The 24,038-nt window shown below is 39.1% G+C and carries 22 protein-coding genes; 13 read left to right on the top strand and 9 right to left on the bottom strand.

What is annotated here, in order from left to right:
- Positions 1 to 254: 254 nt before the first annotated feature.
- From UYC_RS0107925 to UYC_RS0107910, 4 genes are all read right to left on the bottom strand, one after another.
- Entirely contained in the window at positions 255 to 764 is a 510-nt protein-coding gene (locus tag UYC_RS0107925) for an inorganic diphosphatase (protein WP_016877353.1), read from the bottom strand.
- Positions 765 to 1,160: 396 nt separating this feature from the next.
- A complete protein-coding gene (locus UYC_RS0107920) occupies positions 1,161 to 1,343 on the bottom strand; it encodes a TLTLP motif-containing protein (RefSeq protein WP_016877354.1) in 183 nt (60 codons plus the stop codon).
- A gap of 629 nt (positions 1,344 to 1,972) precedes the next feature.
- Positions 1,973 to 2,944: an Npun_F2552 family protein gene (locus UYC_RS0107915; RefSeq protein ID WP_016877355.1), complete on the bottom strand. Its 972-nt coding sequence runs from the start codon at positions 2,942 to 2,944 to the stop codon at positions 1,973 to 1,975.
- 68 nt (positions 2,945 to 3,012) lie between these two features.
- Entirely contained in the window at positions 3,013 to 4,428 is a 1,416-nt protein-coding gene (locus UYC_RS0107910) for an aspartate ammonia-lyase (RefSeq protein WP_016877356.1), read from the bottom strand.
- 78 nt (positions 4,429 to 4,506) lie between these two features.
- Between UYC_RS0107910 and pgsA the strand changes: the two genes are divergently transcribed.
- Positions 4,507 to 5,061 (top strand): CDP-diacylglycerol--glycerol-3-phosphate 3-phosphatidyltransferase, encoded by a 555-nt coding sequence (pgsA, locus tag UYC_RS0107905; protein ID WP_016879337.1) that lies wholly within the window; start codon positions 4,507 to 4,509, stop codon positions 5,059 to 5,061.
- A gap of 221 nt (positions 5,062 to 5,282) precedes the next feature.
- On the opposite strand, the gene galE is transcribed toward pgsA, so the two are convergent.
- Positions 5,283 to 6,275 (bottom strand): UDP-glucose 4-epimerase GalE, encoded by a 993-nt coding sequence (galE, locus tag UYC_RS0107895; protein ID WP_016877359.1) that lies wholly within the window; start codon positions 6,273 to 6,275, stop codon positions 5,283 to 5,285.
- A gap of 126 nt (positions 6,276 to 6,401) precedes the next feature.
- Positions 6,402 to 7,553: a hypothetical protein gene (locus tag UYC_RS0107890; protein WP_016877360.1), complete on the bottom strand. Its 1,152-nt coding sequence runs from the start codon at positions 7,551 to 7,553 to the stop codon at positions 6,402 to 6,404.
- A 112-nt stretch (positions 7,554 to 7,665) separates the two neighbouring features.
- On the opposite strand from UYC_RS0107890, the gene UYC_RS0107885 reads away from it, so the two are divergent.
- Complete coding sequence (locus tag UYC_RS0107885) at positions 7,666 to 8,817, top strand: glycosyltransferase family 4 protein (RefSeq protein WP_016877361.1); 1,152 nt, start codon at positions 7,666 to 7,668, stop codon at positions 8,815 to 8,817.
- On the opposite strand, the gene UYC_RS0107880 is transcribed toward UYC_RS0107885, so the two are convergent.
- A complete protein-coding gene (locus tag UYC_RS0107880; RefSeq protein WP_016877362.1) occupies positions 8,812 to 9,426 on the bottom strand; it encodes an O-methyltransferase in 615 nt (204 codons plus the stop codon). The two genes, UYC_RS0107885 and UYC_RS0107880, sit on opposite strands and share 6 nt — an antisense overlap.
- A gap of 199 nt (positions 9,427 to 9,625) precedes the next feature.
- On the opposite strand from UYC_RS0107880, the gene UYC_RS0107875 reads away from it, so the two are divergent.
- A complete protein-coding gene (locus UYC_RS0107875; RefSeq protein WP_016877363.1) occupies positions 9,626 to 10,771 on the top strand; it encodes a glycosyltransferase in 1,146 nt (381 codons plus the stop codon).
- 6 nt (positions 10,772 to 10,777) lie between these two features.
- The gene (locus tag UYC_RS0107870) at positions 10,778 to 11,977 is read left to right on the top strand and encodes a glycosyltransferase family 4 protein (RefSeq protein WP_016877364.1); all 1,200 of its coding nucleotides are present in this window, start codon (positions 10,778 to 10,780) and stop codon (positions 11,975 to 11,977) included.
- On the opposite strand, the gene UYC_RS0107865 is transcribed toward UYC_RS0107870, so the two are convergent.
- Positions 11,963 to 13,102, bottom strand: a complete 1,140-nt coding sequence (locus UYC_RS0107865) for an acyltransferase family protein (RefSeq protein WP_016877365.1) — start codon at positions 13,100 to 13,102, stop codon at positions 11,963 to 11,965. The genes UYC_RS0107870 and UYC_RS0107865 overlap by 15 nt on opposite strands.
- A gap of 226 nt (positions 13,103 to 13,328) precedes the next feature.
- Entirely contained in the window at positions 13,329 to 15,434 is a 2,106-nt protein-coding gene (locus tag UYC_RS0107860) for a GumC family protein (protein WP_016877366.1), read from the bottom strand.
- A 417-nt stretch (positions 15,435 to 15,851) separates the two neighbouring features.
- Here UYC_RS0107860 and UYC_RS37615 point away from each other — a divergent pair, with 417 nt between their 5' ends.
- The 9 genes from UYC_RS37615 (at position 15,852) to UYC_RS0107820 (ending at position 23,978) form a co-directional block, all read left to right on the top strand.
- The gene (locus UYC_RS37615; protein ID WP_157171223.1) at positions 15,852 to 15,998 is read left to right on the top strand and encodes a hypothetical protein; all 147 of its coding nucleotides are present in this window, start codon (positions 15,852 to 15,854) and stop codon (positions 15,996 to 15,998) included.
- A gap of 275 nt (positions 15,999 to 16,273) precedes the next feature.
- Positions 16,274 to 16,855, top strand: a complete 582-nt coding sequence (locus tag UYC_RS38835) for a hypothetical protein (RefSeq protein ID WP_200862362.1) — start codon at positions 16,274 to 16,276, stop codon at positions 16,853 to 16,855.
- Between the two features lie 241 nt (positions 16,856 to 17,096).
- Entirely contained in the window at positions 17,097 to 17,426 is a 330-nt protein-coding gene (locus UYC_RS37610; protein ID WP_127011336.1) for a hypothetical protein, read from the top strand.
- Positions 17,427 to 17,536: 110 nt separating this feature from the next.
- Entirely contained in the window at positions 17,537 to 18,286 is a 750-nt protein-coding gene (gene hpsJ-A / locus UYC_RS0107845; protein WP_235083037.1) for an HpsJ-like protein, cyanoexosortase A-associated, read from the top strand.
- Positions 18,273 to 19,853, top strand: a complete 1,581-nt coding sequence (locus UYC_RS0107840; protein WP_016877370.1) for a cyanoexosortase A system-associated protein — start codon at positions 18,273 to 18,275, stop codon at positions 19,851 to 19,853. Before hpsJ-A ends, UYC_RS0107840 begins: the two co-directional genes overlap by 14 nt.
- A gap of 74 nt (positions 19,854 to 19,927) precedes the next feature.
- Positions 19,928 to 21,139 carry a glycosyltransferase gene (locus UYC_RS0107835; protein WP_016877371.1) on the top strand — a complete coding sequence of 404 codons (1,212 nt, stop codon included), beginning with the start codon at positions 19,928 to 19,930 and terminating at the stop codon, positions 21,137 to 21,139.
- Positions 21,139 to 22,266 (top strand): glycosyltransferase, encoded by a 1,128-nt coding sequence (locus tag UYC_RS0107830; RefSeq protein ID WP_016879336.1) that lies wholly within the window; start codon positions 21,139 to 21,141, stop codon positions 22,264 to 22,266. The genes UYC_RS0107835 and UYC_RS0107830 overlap by 1 nt, the downstream gene beginning before the upstream one ends.
- On the top strand, positions 22,263 to 22,961 hold the full coding sequence (locus tag UYC_RS0107825; RefSeq protein WP_016879335.1) for a class I SAM-dependent methyltransferase: 699 nt from the start codon (positions 22,263 to 22,265) through the stop codon (positions 22,959 to 22,961). Before UYC_RS0107830 ends, UYC_RS0107825 begins: the two co-directional genes overlap by 4 nt.
- A gap of 96 nt (positions 22,962 to 23,057) precedes the next feature.
- Positions 23,058 to 23,978, top strand: coding sequence for an FkbM family methyltransferase (locus UYC_RS0107820; RefSeq protein WP_016879334.1), 921 nt, complete (start codon positions 23,058 to 23,060; stop codon positions 23,976 to 23,978).
- Positions 23,979 to 24,038: the final 60 nt, after the last annotated feature.

Here is a 24,038-nt window from a genome sequence, read left to right as displayed (position 1 = left end):
TTTCAAGTTGAGTTCATTTTGATAGATTTTTTTCAGCTTAACCTAAGGTAACCAATCCTTGCAGGCGTCTGTATTCTTCAACTTTTAGCCCTCATATTAAGCTGATGGAAATTAATTAGCTTTGCTGATTTTTAGCTAAGTAGCCGTGATGAACTGCGTACAGAAGAGGACAAGGTGACACAGAGAAATGGAAGGAGAATCATGATTTACATTCTTGCCCCTTGTCTCCCCTTCCCCTTGTCCTGTTTTGCCTTTTATTTATAAGCTTTGATGCATTTGTCAACTAAAGGCATTACCCGATCCACATCTTGCCAGCCAAGAATTTCCGTTACTTTTTTCTCAAGATTTTTATATGTACGGAAAAATTCGGCAATTTCTTCCAATCGGTGAGGAGCCACATCTTTTAGAGATTTAACGTGGGTGTAACGAGGATCTTTGTCAGGGACACAAAGAATTTTCTCGTCGCGATCGCCACCATCTATCATCTCTAACATCCCGATTGGCCGTGCAGCAATTATACAGCCTGGAAAGGTAGGTTCATCCATCAGTACCATACCATCCAATGGATCGCCATCATCAGCCAAAGTGTTGGGTACAAAGCCATAGTCATATGGATATTGTACCGATGAATAAAGCACCCGATCTAGAGCAAAAGCTTGTAATTCTTTGTCAAATTCGTATTTATTTTTGCTCCCGCCTGAAATTTCGATCAGAACGTTAATCAAACCCGGTTTAGGTTGGGCAGGAATACGGGATAAGTCCACAACAACACTCCTGAGTTAACAGCGAAACATCAAGAGAGCCACAATCTTTGGCTCCCCGTGTAGAATTTTAGGGCCAATAGGGACATATCCCCAAAAAAATCCGCCTGTCTTGAAAGTGGGGGCTAGGGGCTAGGGACTAGGGACTAGCAAAGACAGTTTTGATTTCCTGGTTGTGTGATGTATCACATATCTAGCTTGAAAGAGGGTGTAGGGGAAGAAACCTATAAATAGAAAATGGTGAGGAGCTTTTTATCCTCACCATTCTCATTGTTTTTTAGACGGTTTTTATTTTGCAGTAATTAAAAAGCCTTTCAACTTCTGAAACTTACAATTCTTTTTCCTACTTGAGAGCTATGTCTAATGGTAGATTTTCGCTGCAAACTCATAATCTATTCTTTACTTGTTTTTAATGTTATGGACAATGGGTACCTGGTTAATCGGAACATTATTTGAAGAGAAATTGGCAATCACAAACAAAGGTAGGGTTAAGGTTAATAAGGCGATCGCTGTTCCTGCAATGTCTGCCAAACGATGGGGGTAAGGGTCTGGTGAATTGGCAGATTGACTGTTTGAGTCCATAAAAAATCAATTTCATTAAATTCAGCTGTAGTTGGCTCTATAGTCAAGAGCCTAGTTACTATTTTAGCTATTTTTTAACCGTAAATTCTTTAATAGTCAAGGATGAGAACCAGTTTTACAACTGTCCCGATGATTTTTTACTACTGCAACTTTTGATACTAATTTTTCTCAAATCTTATGTTTATAAATTTTTAGCCTCTTCAATCTAAGGATGCTATAGAAAGCCTTTTATCTATAAATCTACACCGAGTAAACACAGATAAAAGCTCCGCCTTTAATGATAAAATCAGTGATTATACCCAATTATTAATTGGCAATCAAAATAGTAAAAAAGACTTATATTATGTAATTTTTTGAATTTGTCAATCTATAATTGGGTAGATTAAAAACTACTTTTTTGAAAAACTAGCTAATCAAAACTAAAAAAACCGCCGCTAGTAAAATAGGGCGGTCTGGTTAAGCAATCGGAGGGTATTTAAAGCTTACTCTGCTAAATTTGAGATTGTTGTAGCGGAGTTTGCACTTATAAATAGCTTGTCATGTTCTCATCTTGTTAGCATATGAGAGTTGGGTGGGTGATAATTTTTTTGAATTTTTACATCTCTCATTCAAAAATAGACAGGAGGCAATTAGCGTCTACCATAGGCACTCATTGGTTCCTTGATAAATCTAATGTAAAGATGTTTGAAGGTAGACTTAATCACGCGCGGCATACCAAAATCGATAGGAACTAACTTATCTGGTAAGCGCCAATCGTCTATCTGGAGCAAGTCTGGATGTAAATGAGGATAATCAATGGCATCTAATTCTGGACAAACTCCCAGATGCATAGATGCGGCGATGGTAGGCACTTGGGCAGGTGAAACGTTAAGTATTTCTACCATCGCTCGATCTAGGGCAAATACATCTGCTGATGCTCCCAAAATTCCCAATGAACGTGGTTCACCACCGCTTGGGCCATTTCCTTCATGACCGACGATACCATCTAGTATGGTTAAGTCGGGGTTAATTGCCCTTGCAGTTTCTACCAACATTTCTCCAAATCTGTTGGCATCTTTTCCAGCTTCCATATGCCACCAGGCTTTCATCTTGCCAGGAACGCAACCAAAAAGGTTTTTAACTCCCAAAGTTAGCACAAGTTGGACGTGAGATTTTACTTTAGGTAGATTAATCACTACATCTGCCTCGATCGCCTCTTTAGACAACAGCAGATGATTAAAGTCTGCGCTAATGGTTTGGTAACGCTTTCCCTGGAAATCGATAATTGGAAGATTAAGTTCTTCTATGATTGGCAGATAGCCATTTGCTATAGCTACTCCCTTAGCGCTACCAAAAGCCGGACTATCGCCCAAAAATGGCTGTCCACCAGCCTCCATAACCATTTGTGCTACCACGTAAACCAATTCTGGACGGGTAGTACACTCTTTACTAGGACGTGCTCCTGTAAGCAAATTGGGTTTCAGTAAAACGCGATCGCCACTTTTAACAAACGCCCCTATTCCCCCCAATGGTTCGAGTAGCGTTTGGATTGACTCTCTTAAAATATCTAATTCGTAGGAAGTAGCTCGAATTAAGCTGACAGAGGGTGTTTGAGTTTGCATTGTGGTTAATGGCTAATAGCTAATGGTTAATGGTTAATGGAAGACTGGCAATTAACGATTAATTATTTTTATTCAAGAGGTACAATTTGGCTCATTTGCTGGAGATTTAACACTTGAGCTAATTCTTTTTCACTCATCAGTCCTTTTTCCAGTACAATCTGCCGCAGGGATTTGCCTGTTTCTAAAGATTCTTTTGCTACTGCTGCTGCATTTAAATAACCGATGTGAGGATTTAGTGCCGTTACTAAAGCTAAACTTCCTTCTGCATAAGCCAAACAACGTTCTTTATTGGCGGTAATTCCTTTTATGCAGCGTTCCGTAAGTGCAGCAATGGTATTGCCGAGAATTTCGATGCTGTGAATTAAGTTATAGGCAATGAGAGGCATCATCACGTTTAGTTCTAATTGTCCAGCTTGTGCCGCTAATGCGATCGCACTGTCGTAACCCATCACCTGAAAACAAACCATTGATGTCATTTCTGCCATGACTGGATTATACTTCCCTGGCATAATTGAGGAACCTGGTTGTACTGGTGGTAGTTGAATTTCTTTTAAACCAGTTTTTGGCCCCGAATCCAGTAATCGCAAATCGTGAGAGATTTTGACTAAATCTTGGGCTAAGTTACGCAAAGCACCAGAAACATTTACAAATGGTGCCATACTTTGCATGGCTGCCATCAAGTGGGGTGCAGGTTCTAATGGACAATCAATCAACTCTGAAAGTACGCTGACTACACGAGCGCGATACTGAGGATGGGTGTTCATCCCCGTACCTGCTGCACTTCCTCCCAAACCTAGCACCATCAAATCCCCACTAGCAGTGTAAATTCGATTTTGATGCTCGCTTAGAATGTGTGCCCAAGCCCGAAAATTCTCGCCCAAGCGTACTGGCACGGCGTCTTGCATATGAGTTCTGCCAGAACGAACAATCTCTTGAAATTCTTCCGCTTTCGCAAACAGCGCTGCTGTTGCCTTTTCTAATGCAGGATGTAATGTTCTAGATAAAGCCAGTAAGCCACCAATGCGAATTGCCGTTGGAATCACATCGTTGGTAGACTGACCGTAATTAACGTGGTCATTGGGATTAACGCGCTTGTAGTTACCTTTTTCATCGCCGAGAATTTCTAATGCCCGATTTGCTAAAACTTCGTTGACATTCATGTGGTGGGAAGTACCAGCACCGGCTTGATAAACATCTACCACAAACTGATCGCGAAACTTTCCGGCTAAAACTTCGTCTGCTGCTTCGACTATCGCTTGGCTTGTCTCTTGGGAAATACAACCTAGTTCGCCATTCACAATAGCTGTAGCTTTTTTTATTAATATACAAGCATCTACGTAAGTAGACAAAGGCTTAATACCGCTGATTGGAAAGTTTTCTGTAGCTCGAAGTGTTTGGATACCGTAATAAACACTACTAGAAATTTGGCGATCGCCCATTGAATCGCGTTCTATTCTGTATTGATAATCTTTTTGTTGAGTCATAGGGATTTAAATTGAGTTATTGTTGGTTGTTAATCTTTACTAATAACCACTGTAAAGGCGCATTGCACTGCAATCTTTATGACTATACCTAATTGGATTACTTTCTCCCGTCTTTTAGGATTGCCATTTTTGCTTTACGGTTTACATGATCCTACGCCAACCAGTAGGTGGGTGTGTGTGGCAATTTTTATCGTTGCTGCTGGTACTGACTGGTTAGATGGTTACTTAGCGCGAAAACTTAACCAAGTTAGTGACTTGGGTAAATTTCTCGATCCCTTGGTAGATAAATTACTGGTACTCGCGCCACTCCTAGCTTTAATTGAACTAGGACAAGTTCCTGCTTGGGGGGTATTTTTGATTCTGGGGCGGGAGTTAGCGATCGCTGGTTGGCGTGTCAGTCAAACTCAGATTAGTGGAGCGAATATTTGGGGTAAGCTCAAAACTGTTAGCCAAATAGTAGCGATCGCACTTTTAATTGCGCCCTTACCACAGGAATGGCAATTGCCTTCTATTGTTGCCTTCTGGATTTCTGTTGTACTGACATTAGTATCTGGAGCAATTTATCTGTTGCCGCAAACAACTAGCAGCACTGTCTTAGATCGTCAATTAGACGTTAAACAAGAAAAAAATTAATCTTCAAAAGAAGCCAGAATACACAAAAGAAGCCAGAATACAGAAGTCAGGAGTCAGAATCAATTTTTGTTTAGAATTTAATTTGAGCAAAAAAATAATTTTGCGAATATCATTTGCTACTACAAAAACCAAGTCCATCTACGTGGACTAACGGAAAATGAAGATTTGCAAACCCGCGTCGGCGGGTTTCATCTGTATAGCCGCGACTTCTAGTCGCCAGGCTAAATCGAGATCAAACCATCTTTGCGCTTTTCCCAAGCTAGGGTTGTATACACAATTTGATCTAAGTCATTATATTTAGGTTGCCACCCCAAAACTTTGCGGATTTGCTCGGCACAAGCCATCACGCACGCTGGATCGCCAGGGCGGCGATCGCTTTCAATTACCGGAAAATCCACCCCAGAAATTGCTTTCACTCGTTCAATAACTTGCCGCACACTGTAGCCTTGCCCATAGCCACAGTTGAGAATTTGACTTTCTCCACCTTGCTCTAGGTAACGTAAAGCATCCAAATGTGCTGCTGCCAAATCTTCTACGTGAATATAATCCCTGATTCCTGTTCCATCTGGTGTGGGAAAATCAGTACCAAAAATCCGCATTTCTGGTTTGCGCTTGAGTGCCGCATCACAAGCTGCTCTAATTAAATGAGTTGCATTTGGTGACATTTGTCCCAATCGCCCACCCGGTTCTGCTCCCGCAACATTGAAGTAACGAAGAATTACATAACGTAGAGAAGATGCTTTGGCGTAATCTTGAATGAGCCATTCGCTCATCAGCTTTGAGCGTCCATAGGGATTAATAGGCAAGGTTGGGGTAGACTCAGTCACAGGATTTTCTTGGGCTTCTCCATAAACTGCTGCCGTGCTAGAAAAAATGAATTGGTTGATGCCCATCACACTACAGCAACGAAGCAAGTTCAGAGTATTGCGGGTGTTGTTAGCGTAGTAGTCGAGGGGACGAGCAACAGATTCTGGCACAATCAAGCTGGCAGCAAAGTGTAGTACTGCACTAAATTCATGTTGAGCTAGTATCTGGTAAAGTCTGTCTACATCAGCTAAATCGCCGATAATCAACTCTCCATGTAGTACTGAATTTGGTGAACCAGTTGAACAATTGTCAAACACCACTACGTCGTAGTCTGCCTCGCCAAGCTGACGGACAACATGGGAGCCAATGTAACCCGCTCCACCAGTTACTAACACCTTTTTTTTCATCTACCTTTGTCCAACAAAATTACTCGGATGGTTTTGAAGGCGATCGCCACATCTTCAGCAATTTAAATTAGAAATACAAAGCTAATTTTTCGCCAGCATCTTTAACAGATACACCATAAGAATATATCAGTTGAATCCAACCGATGATACCTGGTTGATAATATTATCGCTACCCGACAAGTTACCACCTAGATAAGCAAAAAAGGTATGAGCTTGGACTGATAACTGATGTTTTTGATACCAAGCATAAGCATTATCTGCAACTATCTGTGCCTCTGATAAGTTCATTATGCGTTCATACTTATCTCCCAGCCAGTAATGCTTCCCTGCTTCCAAACCATCTACATTTTGCCCTTTGTTCCACGTACCTATAGGCAGCAATCTGTGAGCGCAGTAAGCAGCAAAAATTCCTGATTTTGTTAGGTATTCAGTATGGTAATTAAAAAAACCTGCCACAGAGCTTAATAAAAAACTGCTGATTTCGCTAGCCGATCGCACACCCAACTTGACAACAGGGATGCCATTTATTGATTGAATCTCAAAATCCAAAGCAGGGCCGATATCTAAAATTTCTTCAATTCCCAAATCGCGACAGGTTCGCTGCAACGCTAATTGTGACTGCTGATAAACACGAGAACGCCGCCCGCGACCACCAAATACTACCAAGCGCCGAGGGCGTTCTGATAGAGGGGTGAGATTTTTTGGCTCACCTACATTAGAAAAAACTGGTAAAGTCGGAATTTGAGAGTGTTTTCCTTGACTTAATTTAGCGATGATTTCCGCATATCCTTGTTTGCTGGTAAGACAGCGATCGCTCAAACGCACCAGACGAGTAGCTAAATTTCTTTGTAGCGGTGATGTCCAAAACTGACTTGTCCAAATCGGGCCAAAAGCATAGATTTCATGAAACATCGTCACCAAACTGTGGGAAGTCACAACTTTGCGCCAATGCTCCAAGCCTTCTACCAACCAAACCGGACAACCACGCTTGGCATAACCATAACCCACATAGTGTAAAAGCACTACCCTTGTTGAGTACTCGTGACTAGATAATAATTGTAATAAAGCTTGACTAGATTGCTCCTTAACCTGTTGGACTGGAAACCCCTCTACAATAGCTTCGCCAGACCAATTTGGATCTCCAATCAAGAAATTAGTATCGACGCCAAAATCTTGACGCATTTGTTTAGCTATATTCAGTCCGTAATCTCCGACTCCATTCACAGCCGGAGGTAAGCGGGGGACAATTGCAGTAATGCGAGTTGTAATATTTTGCACTTGGATTTGTATATGAGATTCAGTAGCGTTATAAAAATATCACTAATTTTCTTGAGTATGAACTATTTTTCAGTAAAAATGCTATAGCTATATACACTTATGAGTTGCATTTATGCCTAGTACTCGAAAAATTCTCTCTATTGGTCACTCCTATGTAGTCAGGTTAAACCGCCGATTAGTTAATGAAATCGCTCGTTTAGGTCAACCGACATGGGAAGTAACAGCTGTTGCTCCTGCATTTATGCACGGAGATTTGCGATCGCTGCATCTAGAATCAGACTCCAACGAACTCTGCCACCTCGAAGCTGTACCTGTACATAACAGCCAACGCATTCACTTTATGACTTATGGCTGGCGACTGCAAGAAATTATGCAGCAAGGATGGGACTTAGTGCATAGTTGGGAGGAGCCTTACATTTTAGTTGGTGGTCAGATCGCATGGTGGATGCCAAAAAATACTCCCTTAGTTTATAGAACTGCTCAAAGCAAATCTAAGGAATATCCATTCCCTTTTAATTGGATAGAAAACTATGCTATGAGTCAGTCAGCAGGTTGGATATGTAGTGGACAAAAAGTAGCAGAAGCTCTAAAAAATCGGCCAGGTTATTCACGTCCCATGCGACTGATTCCCCTTGGTGTAGATCTGAAATATTTTTATCCCTCTGCTAGTGCCAAACAAGAGATTCGCCATATTCTTGGTTGGGAAGAACAAGGAACACCTGCGATCGGCTATCTAGGGCGCTTCGTTCCCGAAAAAGGATTAGACTTATTGATGTCTGTGCTAGATAGTTTACAAACTCCTTGGCGAGCCTTGTTTGTCGGCACAGGAATTATGGAATCATCATTACGAAGTTGGGCAAAACAGTATCCCGAACAAGTGCGGATTTGCACAGATGTCAAACACAACCAAGTCCCCCAATACCTGAATGCGATGGATATACTTGTCGCTCCCAGTCAAACAGTATCTAACTGGCAAGAACAGTTCGGACGAATGTTGATTGAGGCATTTGCCTGTGGTGTTCCTGTCATTGGTAGCGACAGTGGCGAAATTCCTCATGTTATCAAAGGTGCAGGAGTAGTAGTTGGCGAAAAGGATAATCTTGGGTGGGTTGCAGCCATCTCAGAACTACTCAACAGTCCCGATCGCAGACAAGAACTCGCTCAAAAAGGTTTAGAACGAGTACAGACAATGTATGCTTGGCCGATTGTTGCCAAACAATATTTGCAGTTTTTTACCGAACTGTTAGATTGTCGTTGTCTATAAAGTTGGAAGTGGTTTTTGCCAAATCATCGCCGTTTTTAAACCGTTTGTTGATTGATGAACAACTGACCAATCTTGAGGAATCTTGAGTACATCTAATGAATTCCACTTATTAGTATCATCAATCAGCAAATATCCACTAGGTTTAATTTTGCTTAGGCATTTTCTGGTGCAGTTAGTTCTATAGTGACCATCAACAATTACAAAATCCAAACTTTCGTCTTCAAATTCATCTAATACTGCCACGTAATTAGGGCATCTTTCGTAATTTTCCTGTTCGGGTTCTGATGAAGGATGGTTCAAGAGAATTAATCGCAAATCCACATTATCCAAATTCGCAGTTGCTATTTTTTTCTTTACTGATTGATACCAGTCGGCATTGTATTCAATACTAGTTAAATTAGCTACACGCTTACCAAACCATACTGAACTTCGACCACTTCCAAATTCAAGTACGGACATTGAGTGAGAAAGATATTTTTTGCAGAATTCTACAGTTGCTGGACACATCCAAGGAGCGTCAGGATGAAGTTTTTCCCAGATCCAATATTTAACGCGATACAGCATTGCCTTTGGTCTTTTTAACCAATAGACAATAGTTTTTGCCAACATAAATTACACTTTTGATCCATCTCGTAAAGTTTGTGCTATATCTTACACACGATGAAGATAAAAATCAATTAAATACAGAAAGATTTTATTTTATTTGTAATATTTTTATCATCAACAATGATAAATATGTAGCAGTTTACCGTAGAGTCAAGCAACAAACTAAATTTTTACAAAAAAATAAAAAATTCAAATCAATAACATGGCTCAAATGCACCTTGCAATTATCTGTGATTACCCAGAAGAAAACTGGCACAGCATGGATCTGTGTGCTCAGATGCTACTCAAGCATATGCAAACTGAACAAAACGTATCTATTAGAGCTATACAAGTCTGTCCAAGCTTTAAATGGCGTTGTCAAAAAATTCCCTGGATTAGTAAAAAGCACTTTGCTTATAATTCAGATCGGCTACTCAACAGATTTTGGGACTATCCCCAGCATCTCAAGAACAGAGTCAAAGATTTTGATTTGTATCACATTGTCGATCACTCCTATGCTCAGTTAGCCCATGTCTTACCACCAGAACGTACAGGAGTATACTGTCATGATATTGATGCCTTTCGCTCTCTTGTAGAACCACAACAAGAACCTCGTCCAAGCTGGTATCAAGCTATGTCTCGCAGAATATTACGTGGTTTGCAGTCATGCGCTATTGTATTTTATTCCACCGCAGAAGTCAGGAAGCAAATAGAGTTTTACCAACTAGTCGAACCATCCCGCCTCGTTTATGCTCCCTATGGTATTGCTCTGGAATTTGGCATGAATTCTGAGAATGCTAGTATTGCTGACCAAAAGATATTAGACAAAATAGGTGCAGTACCTTTCCTATTGCACGTTGGTAGTTGTATTCCCCGCAAGCGCATTGACATTCTGCTAGAAGTATTTGCCCAACTACGAGCTATCTATCCAGAATTACGACTTGTCAAAGTCAGTGGTGAATGGACACAAAGTCAGCAACAGCAAATAGCTCAGTTGAATCTCAGTGAGTCGATTATTCATTTACAAGCTTTGCAGCGCTCAACCATAGCCAGTCTTTACCAAAAAGCATCTGCGGTTTTATTGACAAGTGAAGCAGAAGGCTTTGGATTACCTGTGATTGAAGCTCTAGCCTGTGGAGCGATCGCTGTTGCTAGCGATATTCCGGTTTTGCGTGAAGTAGGAGGACAAGCCGCAGTATATTGCCCAATTGGGGATGTGTCAGCCTGGGTAAAGACTGTAGAGCAACTATTAGTAAATCCAGCAAGCGCTCCTGCTTTGAATCTGCGCTTGAGTCAGGCGCAGAAATATTCTTGGTCTGCTCATGCCCAAATTATTGCTAAATCTTATTTACAACTAGCTAATTGTTGAAACTGCATGAATATTGTCTTTGTCAATCCAGTCGGAGCTATTGGTGGTGCCGAGAGAGTTTTGCTGACTATCTTTGCTTCCCTCTTAAACTCCCAACCCGACCTTCAACTGCACTTAATTGTGGGTACAGAAGGGCCTTTAATAGAAGCGGCTCAAAAATTGGGAGTGCAGGTACAAATACAAACACTGCCAGCAGCAGTAAACCAACTTGGTGATAGTGCCTTAAAAGATAAGAATAAATTTGTGACAGCATTCATATTACTATTACGACTAATAAAAATCTTGCCTGGAATCAGCACATATCTATGGAAATTTCACCATTCTTTGTCTGAACTAAAGCCAGACATAATCCATTCCAACGGCATTAAAACTCACTTACTAATTGCATTAGCTAAACTCAAGGGTGTACCCGTTATTTGGCACATTCATGATTTCTATGGATCGCGACCATTAATGGCACAGGTTTTAAAATGGATAAGCGCCACCGCCAACTTAGGAATTGCTATTTCTCAAGCTGTTGCTCAAGATGCTAAAGCTACACTACCAGGTTTACCAATAGAAGTAATTTATAACGCTGTGGATGTTAATTACTTCTCTCCGATTTTACCCAAATTTGCATCTTCTCACCTTCCGCTGCGGGTAGGTCTAGTAGCTACTTTTGCACGTTGGAAAGGACATGATATTTTTCTAGAAGCAGCAGCTTGTATTTTGAAAGCACACCCTCACCTTAATGTTCGCTTCTGTATTGTTGGTGGAGCAATTTATAAAACTCATGGCTCCCAATTTTCTGAGCAAGAGTTAACAGATAAAGCCTTACATCTTGGGATAGCAGACAAGGTTGATTTTCTTGGTTTCCAGCAAGATATAGCAGAAATTTACCGCTCGTTAGATATTGTAGTTCATGCCAGTACTCAACCAGAACCATTTGGTTTGGCAATAGTAGAAGCTATGGCTTGTGGTAAACCTGTTATAGTATCCCAAGCAGGTGGAGCCGCTGAATTATTCACTCACAATTATGATGCAATTGGTGTACCGCCCAGTGACTCTACTGCCTTGGCAGCAGCTATTCTTGAATTACTAAATTACCCCAAAAAATGCCAAATCATCTCAGAAAAAGCACGGCAAACAGTCACAAAAAACTTCAGTCACACACGTTTAGGAGAGCAAATTGTTGCAGTTTATAGCTCTGTCTTAAATAGCAAGTAAAATCCTTGCAGCAGTTTTATTTAGAGAAATGATGTATGTAATAGCTAAACTTACAAAAAATATTACTAAAGACGAAATGATTAAAATTAATGGTGATAACTGAAGGTTGATAATTTTTGGATATAACTTAATTAGTATTGGCATAAATCCAGCAGTAATTAAAGCATGGTATAAATAAATGCCAAAACTCAAGTAACCCAATTTCATTGTTAGCCACGTCATAGTTACATACTTAGAAATTAAATTAGATATTAAAATACTATAAATCAATGTTAAATATGGTATGAATAATCCTAAAAAACTGATTTTAGATATAAAAAGAGCAAAAATAAGTAATGGAATTAAAAATATTATTAATGATTTTGTAATTGTTCTTTTTTTAATTTTTAAGGATAAAGTATAGAATAATTTTTGAATTTCTGTCTTGTGAATGATAATACCGAATATTATGTATGGCATACATCGAATTATCCAAGCTAAAATAACAAATATTATTCTAATAAATTGATACATCCAATAGTTAGAAATCTGCAAGAATGAAATATCAATTATTTGTTTAAATGCAATGCCTTCTCCTAAAAGAAAATCGTTTCCAGAAGCAGCAACTAAATAATAAATAGCTATACTTAGTACAAAAAATAAAATTAATAAATTATTTTGAATTTTTCTAGAAATTCTGATTATAGGAATTGCAACAACTGTACCACAAAATAAAAGTGGTAAAAAATATAGATGAACAGCAGAAGCGCCAAAAAATATCATATTAACTGGATCTGATATTAATCTATAAAAAGATTCTTTATTTCCGATTAAAAAGCCCGCAAGTCTTGCTAATAAATAAATTAAACTCCAAGCTAAGTAGGGAACTAAAATTCTTTTCACTCTAGTTTTTAAGTAGCTTATATTGGTTTTGAATAAAAGCAAATAGCTACTGAAGTAGAAGGAAGTTGCCAAAAAATAAGGAACACAAAAAGCGACAAAAAATTTAGATATAAGTAAAGCATTTTCATCCCTGGGTAGTTCTCCAAGTCCATGAATGAGAACTACTCCATAAGCAGCTATACCTTTAAACAGATCAATTCCTAATAGCCTTTTGTTTTGAGAACTATAGTTTTGTAAGTTCATAACCACAACAATGCTAAAAATCGTTTGTATAAGCGGGTTGAGCAGATATTATTTCGGATTTAACTACAAATTAAACCCGAACCTGCTCTTCCAATCTTATGGAGTCTATTGATCTGAAAATGACTGTAAAATTCCAGATTGCTTCTTACTGCTATTGAGTTTAAATTTCCAGTTATGAAAACGAGTAAAAAGCCATAGATTATATAAATAAAGAGTATTAATATACTCAAACTTTACTCTTTGCATAGTTGCCATAGTGATAATCGCCATAATATTTTTGTTTATCAACAACACCATTAACAGCTATACCTAAAACATTCTGACCAGCTTTTTCTAGAAGTTCTTTAGCGAGAGAAGCACTATCAGCATCAACTACTCCGGGTCTCACTACCAATAAAATTCCATTTGCCAGTTTGCCTAATATAGTTGCATCGGCGGCAACTGTGAAGGGTGGACTATCTATAATCACAAAGTCATATTTTTGCGCAACTTGAGCTATAAATACAGCCATTTGAGTGGAATTAATAAGTGCTGATGGATTATTAGTTTGTTCACCAGCAGTTATAACTTGCAAATTAGATGTAACTTTAGTCATAGCATTATCTAAATCTAACTGACTTTTGATAACATTGGTTAAGCCAGCATGATTCATAATATTCCAAATTTTATCTTGACTAGGTCTGCGGAAATCTGCATCTACTAGCAATACTTTGCGTCCTATTTGTGAGATCGAGAAAGCTAAGTTAGCAGCAATTGTTGATTTCCCTTCTTGAGGTACGGCACTGGATACGACAATGACTTTGATATGCTGCTTAGAATTAAAAAATCTCAAGTTGGTTTGTAATATCCGAAAAGCTTCGCTGACAGGGGAATCAGGTTTATTTTTGACTACTACCTCTGGAATCGGACTGTTATTGGTAAATGGTGGAATGTAACCCAATAAGTTATACCCTAGCAATTCTCTAGCAGATTCAGGTGTTTTGATAGTTTTGTCCATTTTTTCCAAAATAAAGGCAGTGGCTACACCTAGCAAGATTCCACCAATAAATCCTTGCAGTAAATTTATATACTGGCGGCTCTTGATTGGCACTGTAGGAATCAATGCGGGTGTAATCACTCTAGCGTTACTAACTTGCAGATTTTCTGCTACTTGTAGTTCTTGATAGCGAGCCAGAAGGGTTTGATAGCTAGATTCAGTGGCACTGATTTCCCGCTCTAACTGACGTTGCTGTAACTCTAACTGAGGTATGGTATCAGCCCTTTGTCTATAAGATTGAATCATTTCTGCTAAAGCTTTTAGCCGCACCTGCAAACTGAGACGTTCTGCCTCTGCGCTAGCATAATTTGTAAGAAGTCCTTGTTGCAGCCCCTGGGGTTTAAGTTGTACGATACTTTCCGAATCTTTGCTTTTATTTAAACGTCCTGCTTCACCTATAAAACTTTGTTCTATATGTCGCTTCAGTTCTTGTTTGAGAACTGTTTCCTGTTCTTTGAGGTTAATCACCGTGGGGTGATTGTCTGTCAAACGGAGTCTAGCCATTTCAATTTTTTGTTGAGTCTCTTTTAACTGTCCTAAAACCAAACTTGTTGATGGCGACTCGCTCGCGAAACCTGCTACTACAGCTTCTTGGGAATTCACACCAAACAATTGCTTGATGGATTTCATCTTTGCAGTTTGAGATGCTAGCTCAGATATAGTTTCAGCTACTTGTTTTTCTAAATCAGTAAGTATGGTCACACTTGATGTAGCTTCGGATTTTAGGTCTAAAACCTTGTATTGTTGTTTAAAATCTTGCAACTTTTTTTCGGCAGCTTGTAATGCAGCTTTACTCAATGGTAGCTGTTGAGCGATAAAGCTTCTAGCAGATCTAGTTTGAGCGCGGTTGATATCGATATCATTTTCTATATAGATTTTCATTAAAGTATTAACAATTGAAGCAGCCATTCTGGGGTTTGTATCTGCATAGGAAATTTCCAAGATATCAGTTTGTTCAATATTTTTTACTTGCAGCTCTTTTAAAAAAACCAAGGGGTTTAAATTCAGGCTAAGAGCGTTTATTGTCCGTTCAGCTATAGGCAAAGAGCGCAGAACCGCTACTTCGGTTCCCATCGGTTTACCGCTAACTGAATTCTCCAATTGTCCTAATTGGCTACCTACGCCTGTAAGCGAAGAGGTTGCATTCTTTTTTAGTACAAGTTGAGCGGTTGCCTGATAAATGGGCGTCTCTAGTAAAGTTTTCACTATACTCAATGCCACTACAGTAAAGAAAACTATAGAAACAGGTAACCACCGACGCTTAAAAATCAACCAATATTGCAAATATTCTTCCATACAATATCCACCTAGCTATTGTTAGCTACTTAACAACTTGAATAGTTTCTTCTTCTCTAGTAAGGAATAAGAAAATTTTGAAGATAAGATAGCTCCATCCCGTACTAGTTAAAGTTGATTGTGGTTCATTTTACTATAATCTTCTCAAAAGAACACTGATTTTTCTCAGTATAATTACGTAAATAGCAGAAAAAAACTATCATTTCAGTAATTACACTAGCCGCTAATTTGAGACTTGTGAGGATTTAAGAATAAAAGTAGCTAAAAATAAATTGCAAAACCTTATTTACAGGATATTTATTGATTTTAGATATTTAAGTGAAAATACTTAAAATAGATTCAGCACTATTTAAAAATTAACTTCATAAATTGGAAGAAATGCTTTTTAAATAAGCTGTATAAGCTAGAACTCAATGAATGTTGTTTTTGGTGCTGTTCAGAAATGCTCCAACCAACAATGCGATCGCCCGATCAAAACGGCAAGATGACTGTCATGACAACATAAAGCAGCAATCGACCTCTGCAACTATCTTGCGATTACATATACCTGGTGAGCGATCGTAATGTGTAATATTGCTGTTTTAATAAATGACTCGGAGGAAAAGTTAAGTGATATTACTGGTTTACAACTTGAATTTATTAGAATAGTATACATTAGACTTATAAGCTACTGAGTAGTAGGAGTACATTTTTCACATAATCTTAAGTGATATCACTTTGGATATTATGCTGATTGTTGCCGTGCAGTCATTGCAGACATCTGCTGAAGATTGGATTTACATTTTTTTTGCAACAAGTTTTCGTTTTAATGCAATTTTGTTTAAAGGTAAGGTGTGTTGATGAAACTAAATCGTATTTTTCCCCTTGTTTTGGGTTGTTGTAGTGCTGTTGGCGTCATTGCCAGTGCATCTCCAGCACACGCTCTCACCTGGAGTTGGAGTTACTCTGGGGCTGGGGTGGCTGCTAGTGGATCTTTTACAACTACTACAACCTCCAGTGGGCAACTTATTACAGCAATAAGTGGGACTAGAACGCGAACAACAGCGCCATTGTCTACCTTCGCGATCACTTCTACTGCCCCAACAACCTTTAATAGCGCTGATAATATAGTATCAGGCACATTTCCGCATCTCACTACTAGGGGTTTCTCATTCCGGGTGCCGATCGGATCTGTTTTTGCTCCATGGAATGTCAACATAAGACGCACAGCCACAGGTTGGGAAGAGTTCAGGACAAGAGGAGGCTCTACAGCAATCACTGCTGTAAATTTCTCTGCAACACCAATTCCTTTCAATATCCCAGGAGGCGCAACAATTCCCAGTGTGGGAGGGCTATTTGCTTTGGGCTTGATGAGAAAAATGAAAAAGAAGATAGCATCAAATACCTGCATTGCTAATCCTGTAACTAAGGTAGTTAGCTAGGATAAATTATTCCACCTCCTGAGTTGGGATTTTTGATAGCTGGCACTAACTCTAAAAAAAGCTGAATACCATTGTGTCATACCATCTTCTGTCAGGTGGTCATTAGTTTCATAATTACTGAAACAATACACTATAACGAGGATTTGTAAAAAACTCAGCTCAAAATAGCTAAGGCTAAAATTTGCTATGGCTTTTACATTGATGATTGCTTGACTTGAGATGTAGTTAAGTTTCAGGCTTTTTGCCTCATCTACAGATTTCCCTTTTCCAGCATGAGTTTCAGGTACTGTATACAGCAGAATACCCTACGGGTAGACACGTAGACGGACGTAGTCCGGCTTCTCGTAGAGTAGTGGCTTCTGTACACCGTTGGGCAAAGCCCTTCCCACAGTCTTTGGTGTTCCCGTTCCCCGAAAGGGGTTCCGTTGGCGTAGCCGCCCTGAAAGGGCTAGGTAGGGTAAGTAGCCGCTGTTGCGTTTACCGCGTCTACAGGAGCCAGAAGTCAGAAACCAGAAGTAAAATAGGCATTACATATGACTTAGAGACTAAGGTTTTGTACTTGATCAACTAGAAATCCGCTGTACTTCTAGCAGTAAAAGTGTTAGTGAAAACTATTAAGCAATTGTCTAGGAAAGCGAAACATAAAAATCCTAGAAGAGTTTTTGTTGAAATCTAAAAGTAATGATGAAAAAAAAACGAGAGACATTACTTATCAAAAAGCCAATAGAAATAACAGAAACTATCGAAAAAAGGTCATTTGCCTTATTGCATTTCGTAGGCTATATTCTACTCATATTTTCCTGCATTGATTATCTTGGCATTCTTATTCCTCCTCGGTTAACAGATCCTAGCTGGGAATTTCAAAGTATTGGACAACTTGTAGATCATGTGTGGGCACCTTTGCTAGGGTTAACATTTTTATTTTTACAAAATAAATCTAGCATTGTTGGTACCAAACAACTCACAATTTTACAAGTTTTATCTTGGTTTGCATTGCCAATTGGAATACTTTATCTGCTGTTGTTACCTTTAGGAATTAATAATAGCCTTACGCTCTATAAGAGTATTAATAATCAGTTTACCATTCAACAGGCACAACAACAAGAGCAAATTCAAAAAATAACAGAATCATTAAATCAAATTACATCAACTCAAGAGTTAAACAATCTAGCTATTAGTTTAAATATTCAAAACGAAGCCATAGTTGGTCAATCTCCAAAAAATCTTAAAAATCAAATATCTCAAGCAATTCAAACTGCCGCTCAAAATGCTTATCTTACGGCTAATGCAGCCAAAAGAGAACAAACGAAAATACTAATTAAACAATCTGTGAAAATCAACGTAGGAGTAATAATATCAGGCATTTGCTTTATTACTATATGGAAGCTGACTCGTTGGACACGTATGATTGATAAAAATGTTAATCAATAGTCAAAAACTGAGCCAAGCTAAACAAGCATTATTACTAAGAGCGATCGCTTTAACTCAAACGCAGTGGTTTTACTTGTTTAGTATTTTTACTACTTTAGCTGTTTTACATCTAGACATAATTAGAAAGCACCCAATTGAAGGAGGGGAAGTTACATATTATGCACTTTGCTGGGTAGGAATTTTATTTATATCTTGGCAAAATCGTCATCAAGAATATACTATAAATTGGATTTCTAGCTGCTTGGGTCTAGGATTGCTATTTATCGCTATATTTCGACCCATATATTTATGGCATTCCGACTTAATTTTATTTAGATTTGCTCCTATTGTTGCTGGTTTGGGTTTAGGGTTACTATCATTTGGATTCTCAGGATTAAAGCAAAATTGGCGCTTATTTTTGTTATTATGCCTCATGCTTTTTCCCTTTGGTTACATCAATGAGTTGTTAGCTTTTCGACTGCATTTTAGTGAGTTCACAGCAACTATATCTGCTTTTTCACTTCACTATTTAGGATTTAAAGCTACTGCTCAAGGCACTTTTGTCATACTACCTACAGGTCAAGTAAAAGTTATTTATTACTGCACTGGTGGTCTTTTAATTGTATGGCTACTCAGACTTAGCTTTTTAGTTATAATTGTTGTCTTTCCCTTAACTTGGCGACAGGGATGGGGATTAGTTATCTCTGCTATAGCCACAGGCTTTCTAATTGGTTGTTTTCGTGTAGCTTTATTAGCCGTTGTCGTCAATAACCGTAGTATGTTTAGTTATTGGCACAGCCACACGGGCAGCTCTATTTTTATGGCAATTACAACTATTACTTATGCTGCCTTATGTAATTGGATACTGCCACTAGAACTTGTATCCCAGACAAAAGCATATAAACCTGCTACTACAGTCACAGTTACGTTAAAGCGAGGTTTTTTTCTTGTTGCTACTTGGATGGGAATTATATTATCTGCTATTTATTTAATGACCAACAAATTACTGCCAAATGTCTCTATTCTGCCGGATAAACTTGCTGTAATTAACTGGCAACAAGTTAATGTCAAACCTCTGGTTGAGCAAAAAAAAGATACTCAAAATGCTATCAAGTCTGCTGTAATGCTATCTGGGAAGGATTATAGCTACCTGAAAAATAATCAGCAGTTGAAATTGCAAATGCAGTATGTCGTTAATACAAGAGGTAAGTCAAATCCTTTTTTGGAGAAGCAAAGTGAAAACTTAGTTAAAGAAAGCCAGAAACAACCTAGATATGTAAAAGGAGTTGGCTACTATACGCTCTACAGTGACAACAATCAAGCTTACCTTACAGCTTGTATTAATCCACGTGGGGGTAGTACTGTGACTTCGACTCAATTTATGCAAAATCGCTATAAATATGACGTGACTTGGAGTCGAATATTACCTTGGGTTTTGGGTAAGGAAGTACTGAGAGAAGATAGTTGTATATGGACTCAGTTATCTGTCCCTTTGCAGGGTGTAGCAGCTTCTAATATTTACCCAATTTTGGAATTGATTTGGAATGAGAATTACATTGCATGGCAATCTCTTTTTACTAATAAATAAAGGTACTTATTTTTGACACTATTAAATTCTTTTGGATTTATTAGCCTATCTATTCATATTTCCAACTATTAGTTATGGCAAAAATAGTAAATTACCGTATTGCTCACTTATCTAAATATTATCCTCCAGACAGAGGAGGCATAGAAACTCACGTACAAACTCTGGCTCAAACTCAAGCTGCTTTGGGTGCAGAAGTCCAAGTATTTTGTGTGAATGGATTTGATGAACAAGGACGTGTATCTACCAAAACAAAGACCGTGTTTGAGATGGATGGTAATGTAAAAGTTACGCGCATTGGTCGCCTTTTCTCGTTAGCGCGATGTGATGTTTGTTTTGGGTTATGCCAAGAACTACGTCGATTGATTAATGAATCAAAACCAACTATATTTCATCTGCATACTCCTAATCCAACAATGCTCATGGCTTTAACGATGCTGGATAGGAATATACCTCTAGTAATTACACATCATAGTGACGTAATTAAGCAAAAGTTTTTGAAGTATGCACTGCGTCCTTTTGAATATTTAGTTTATACTCGAAGCTCGCAAATCTTAACAGATAGTTTGCAGTATATTCAAGGCTCAAAATTTTTGCAGTTTTATCATCATAAATTGAGCGACCTTCCACTGGGTTTAAACCTTGGAATCTACAGTAACCCCAATCAAAAAGCATTTGATTTTAGCCACAGCTTCAAGGATAAATATGGAGAAACAATTTGGTTAGGAGTTGGTAGGCTTGTCTATTACAAAGCATTCCATATAGCGATTCAAGCTCTTACTTTGGTGCCAGGAAAACTGGTTGTGATTGGTGTTGGCCCCTTAGAAGCACAACTAAAAGCTTTAGCGCAAAAACTGGGAGTAGAAAACCGCATTGTTTGGTTAGGTCGTGTAAATGAGGATGAGCTTGTCGGAGCTTATCATGCTGCAACAGCTCTTTGGTTTCCTTCTAACTTACGTAGCGAGGGATTTGGATTAGTTCAGGTAGAAGCTATGGCTAGTGGTTGTCCTGTAATTAATGCCAATATTCCTGGTAGTGGTGTTCCTTGGGTGAGCCGAGATGAAAAGGAAGGTTTGACTGTACCAATCAACGATCCATTTGCTTTAGCTAGGGCTGCGAAACGCCTTCTTTCGGAACCGAATCTACGCGATCGCCTGGTAAAAGCAAGCCGCAAACGAGCTGAGTATTTTAACCATATGAATATGGCTCAAAGAAGTTTTGAAGTCTATGACAAGGTTCTAAGTCAAGAACGTAGCTATGGGGTTATACCAAAACCAGTGGATTTGTGATGAAACGCTTGCATATTTATACAGGAAATCTGTTTGGTGGCATAGAAACTCTGTTGATATCACTGGCAAAAGAGGATATTTTATGTCCACAGATGCACGGTCACTTTGCTTTATGCTTTGAGGGTAGATTGGCAAATGAACTGCGAAGCTTAGATGCCAAGGTTCATATTCTAGGTAACGTCAAAATCAGTCGCCCTTGGACGGTATGGAGAGCTAGGCAGCGCCTCCAACAACTATTAGAGCGAGAAAAGTTTGACGTTGTGATTTGTCATTCTTGCTGGCCGCAAGCAGTTTTTGGCCCGGTTGCGAGAGCAAACCATCTACCTCTAGTATTTTGGTGTCATGACGTACCTAATGGCAAACATCCTTTGGAGCGTTTAGCTAAGTTGGTGCCACCAGATTTAGTCATAGCTAACAGTCGTTACACCCAAGCTGCTGTGCCAAAACTCTATCCTAAATCTCACAGTAATGTCCTTCACCATCCTTTAGCCACTCCATGTCTTGGCAATGATGCCTCGATTCGTCAGACTCTGAGAACCGAACTCAATACACCTGAAGATGCAATAGTGATTATCCAAGCATCCCGTCTGGAGCGATGGAAAGGACAAAGTATGTTGCTGTCAGCTTTGGGGCAATTACGCGATATCCCTGGTTGGATATGTTGGGTAGCTGGAGGAGTCCAACGCTCCCATGAGGCTGAGTATCTGCAAGAATTAGAAGTGCAAGCACGGGAACTTGGTATTGCCGAACGAGTGCGCTTTTTGGGGCAACGGGCTGATGTACCGCGTTTGTTAGCTGCTGCGGATATTCACTGTCAACCAAATACAGGAGCAGAACCTTTTGGGGTTGCTTTTGTACAAGCTCTTTATGCAGGTTTGCCAGTGGTGACGACAGCGATGGGAGGGGCTGTGGAAATTGTTGATGATTCTTGTGGGCGTTTAGTTGCAGCCAATGATATCAAAGCCTTGAGTGAAGTTTTAGCTTCCCTGATTTCTAATCCCACTGAAAGAGCAACTCTAGCATCTGGTGGCAAAGCACGGGCTGACTATCTTTGCAATCCGCAAAGGCAACTGAATCGGCTTTATAGTCTGCTTTGTCGAGTTGTTGAACAGGAGGCTGTGGCATGATTTCATTTGATGGTGGTAAGCAAATAGCAGTAGAAAATATTGAAAACAGGGCACGACAAAGCCTTGGTAGTAGTAGCGATCCTGTTTACCAAATGGTAGCCAGAGCAGTAGCACAACGGCATTCTGGTGGTGGTGTGTTGGTAGATGTTGGCTGTGGTAAGGGTAAGCTTTGGTCATTTGTGAGCGATCGCTTTGACCGTTATGTTGGTGTAGATGCTGTGCGCTATCCTGGCTTACCAACCCAGACAGAATTTATTCCCTTGGATTTAGATATCGGAAAAGCACCTTTACCAGAAGATTTCGCTGATGTAGTCTGTGCGGTTGAAACTATGGAACATCTAGAAAACCCACGGGCTTTTGTGCGAGAACTAGTCAGGTTAACCAAGCCAGGAGGATTGGTAATTGTCACCACACCCAATCAATTAAGCTTATTAAGCAAGTTAACCTTAATTTTGAAAAATCAGTTCAATGCATTTCAAGAAGCACCCGGTCTTTATCCAGCACATATAACAGCTTTGCTAGAAATTGACCTTTTACGTATTTATACGGAGTGTAATCTTACTGAGATTCAAATACAATACAGCAACTGTGGACGTATTCCTTTTACGCCCTGGCACTGGCCGGAAAATCTAGGTTTTCGCGGACGGGTATTTAGTGACAATATTCTTTGCGTAGGGCAAAAAATCAAACAGTAAAAATCTACTGTTGCTCATACCAATTTTGGATTTTAGATTTTGGATTAAAACCATTGATTCATAAGCTATTCCAGGATTTTGAAAAAGGTTAACCATATGAGACTTGACGTTTTCAAGCCAGAATACCTTTACCAGCCTAAAATTGCTTTACAAAGGTTGTTACCTTTTCAACCAATATCAACAGCTGAATTTGTTGAAAGAAAGTTACCCTGGGGTATGAATATTAGAATTCGTCCCCTTGAAGAACATGGACAAATTCTTTCTAAGTTAGGAGTCATCGACCTAGCAGTTACAGAAACTCTTTGGCGTTTAACTGAACCAGGAGAATTAGCAGTCGATGTTGGCGCTAATATCGGTTACATGACAGCAATTTTAGCTGACCGTGTTAGTTCTATCAAGGGTGGATGTGTTTGGTCGTTTGAAGCTCACCCAGAAATATTTGCAGAGTTAAAGTATAACGTTGAGAATTGGCAAAAGCAGTTCAAAGATACAAAATTTGTCATCCAAAATATTGCTGTTTCTGCAGCACGGGGTTCTGTCAACCTAAGAATGAATGAATCTTTTTGCAGCAATCGCGGACTAGCTTTTGTTGTTACCAAGCCAGAGAAAGAAAATGAATTATTGGCAAAAAATATCCAAGATTTGCGTGTAGAATCATGCAGCTTAGACGAAATTTTTATAAATCAAGAAATAGGAGTATTAAAAATAGATGTAGAAGGTCATGAACTGCAAGTACTTAAAGGAGCAATAAATTTATTAAAACAAGGTAAAATCCGCGATTGTGTATTTGAAGAGCATCGTGATTATCCTACTCCTGTAACTGAATTATTTGAAACAATGGGCTATAGGGTTTTTAGAATTCATAGATATTTGACAAAACCTGGTTTATTAGCTCCTAACTCAAAAATTGCACGCACGCATTGGCAACCTACAAGTTTTCTTGCTACCCGCAATGTTGAGCGTGTCATGAGTAAGTTTCAGAAACCTGGTTGGCAAGTTTTAAAGTTAATGAACTAGGAATATTTTTAAATTAAAACGAACATAGATGAGGGTCATACAAATTTTAAAAAAGTTTTT

This window comes from Chlorogloeopsis fritschii PCC 6912 (assembly GCF_000317285.1).
Classification (GTDB): Bacteria; Cyanobacteriota; Cyanobacteriia; order Cyanobacteriales; family Nostocaceae; genus Chlorogloeopsis; species Chlorogloeopsis fritschii.
Note: the sequence above shows the minus strand (reverse complement) of the source record. Positions and strands in the feature narration are given on the sequence as shown.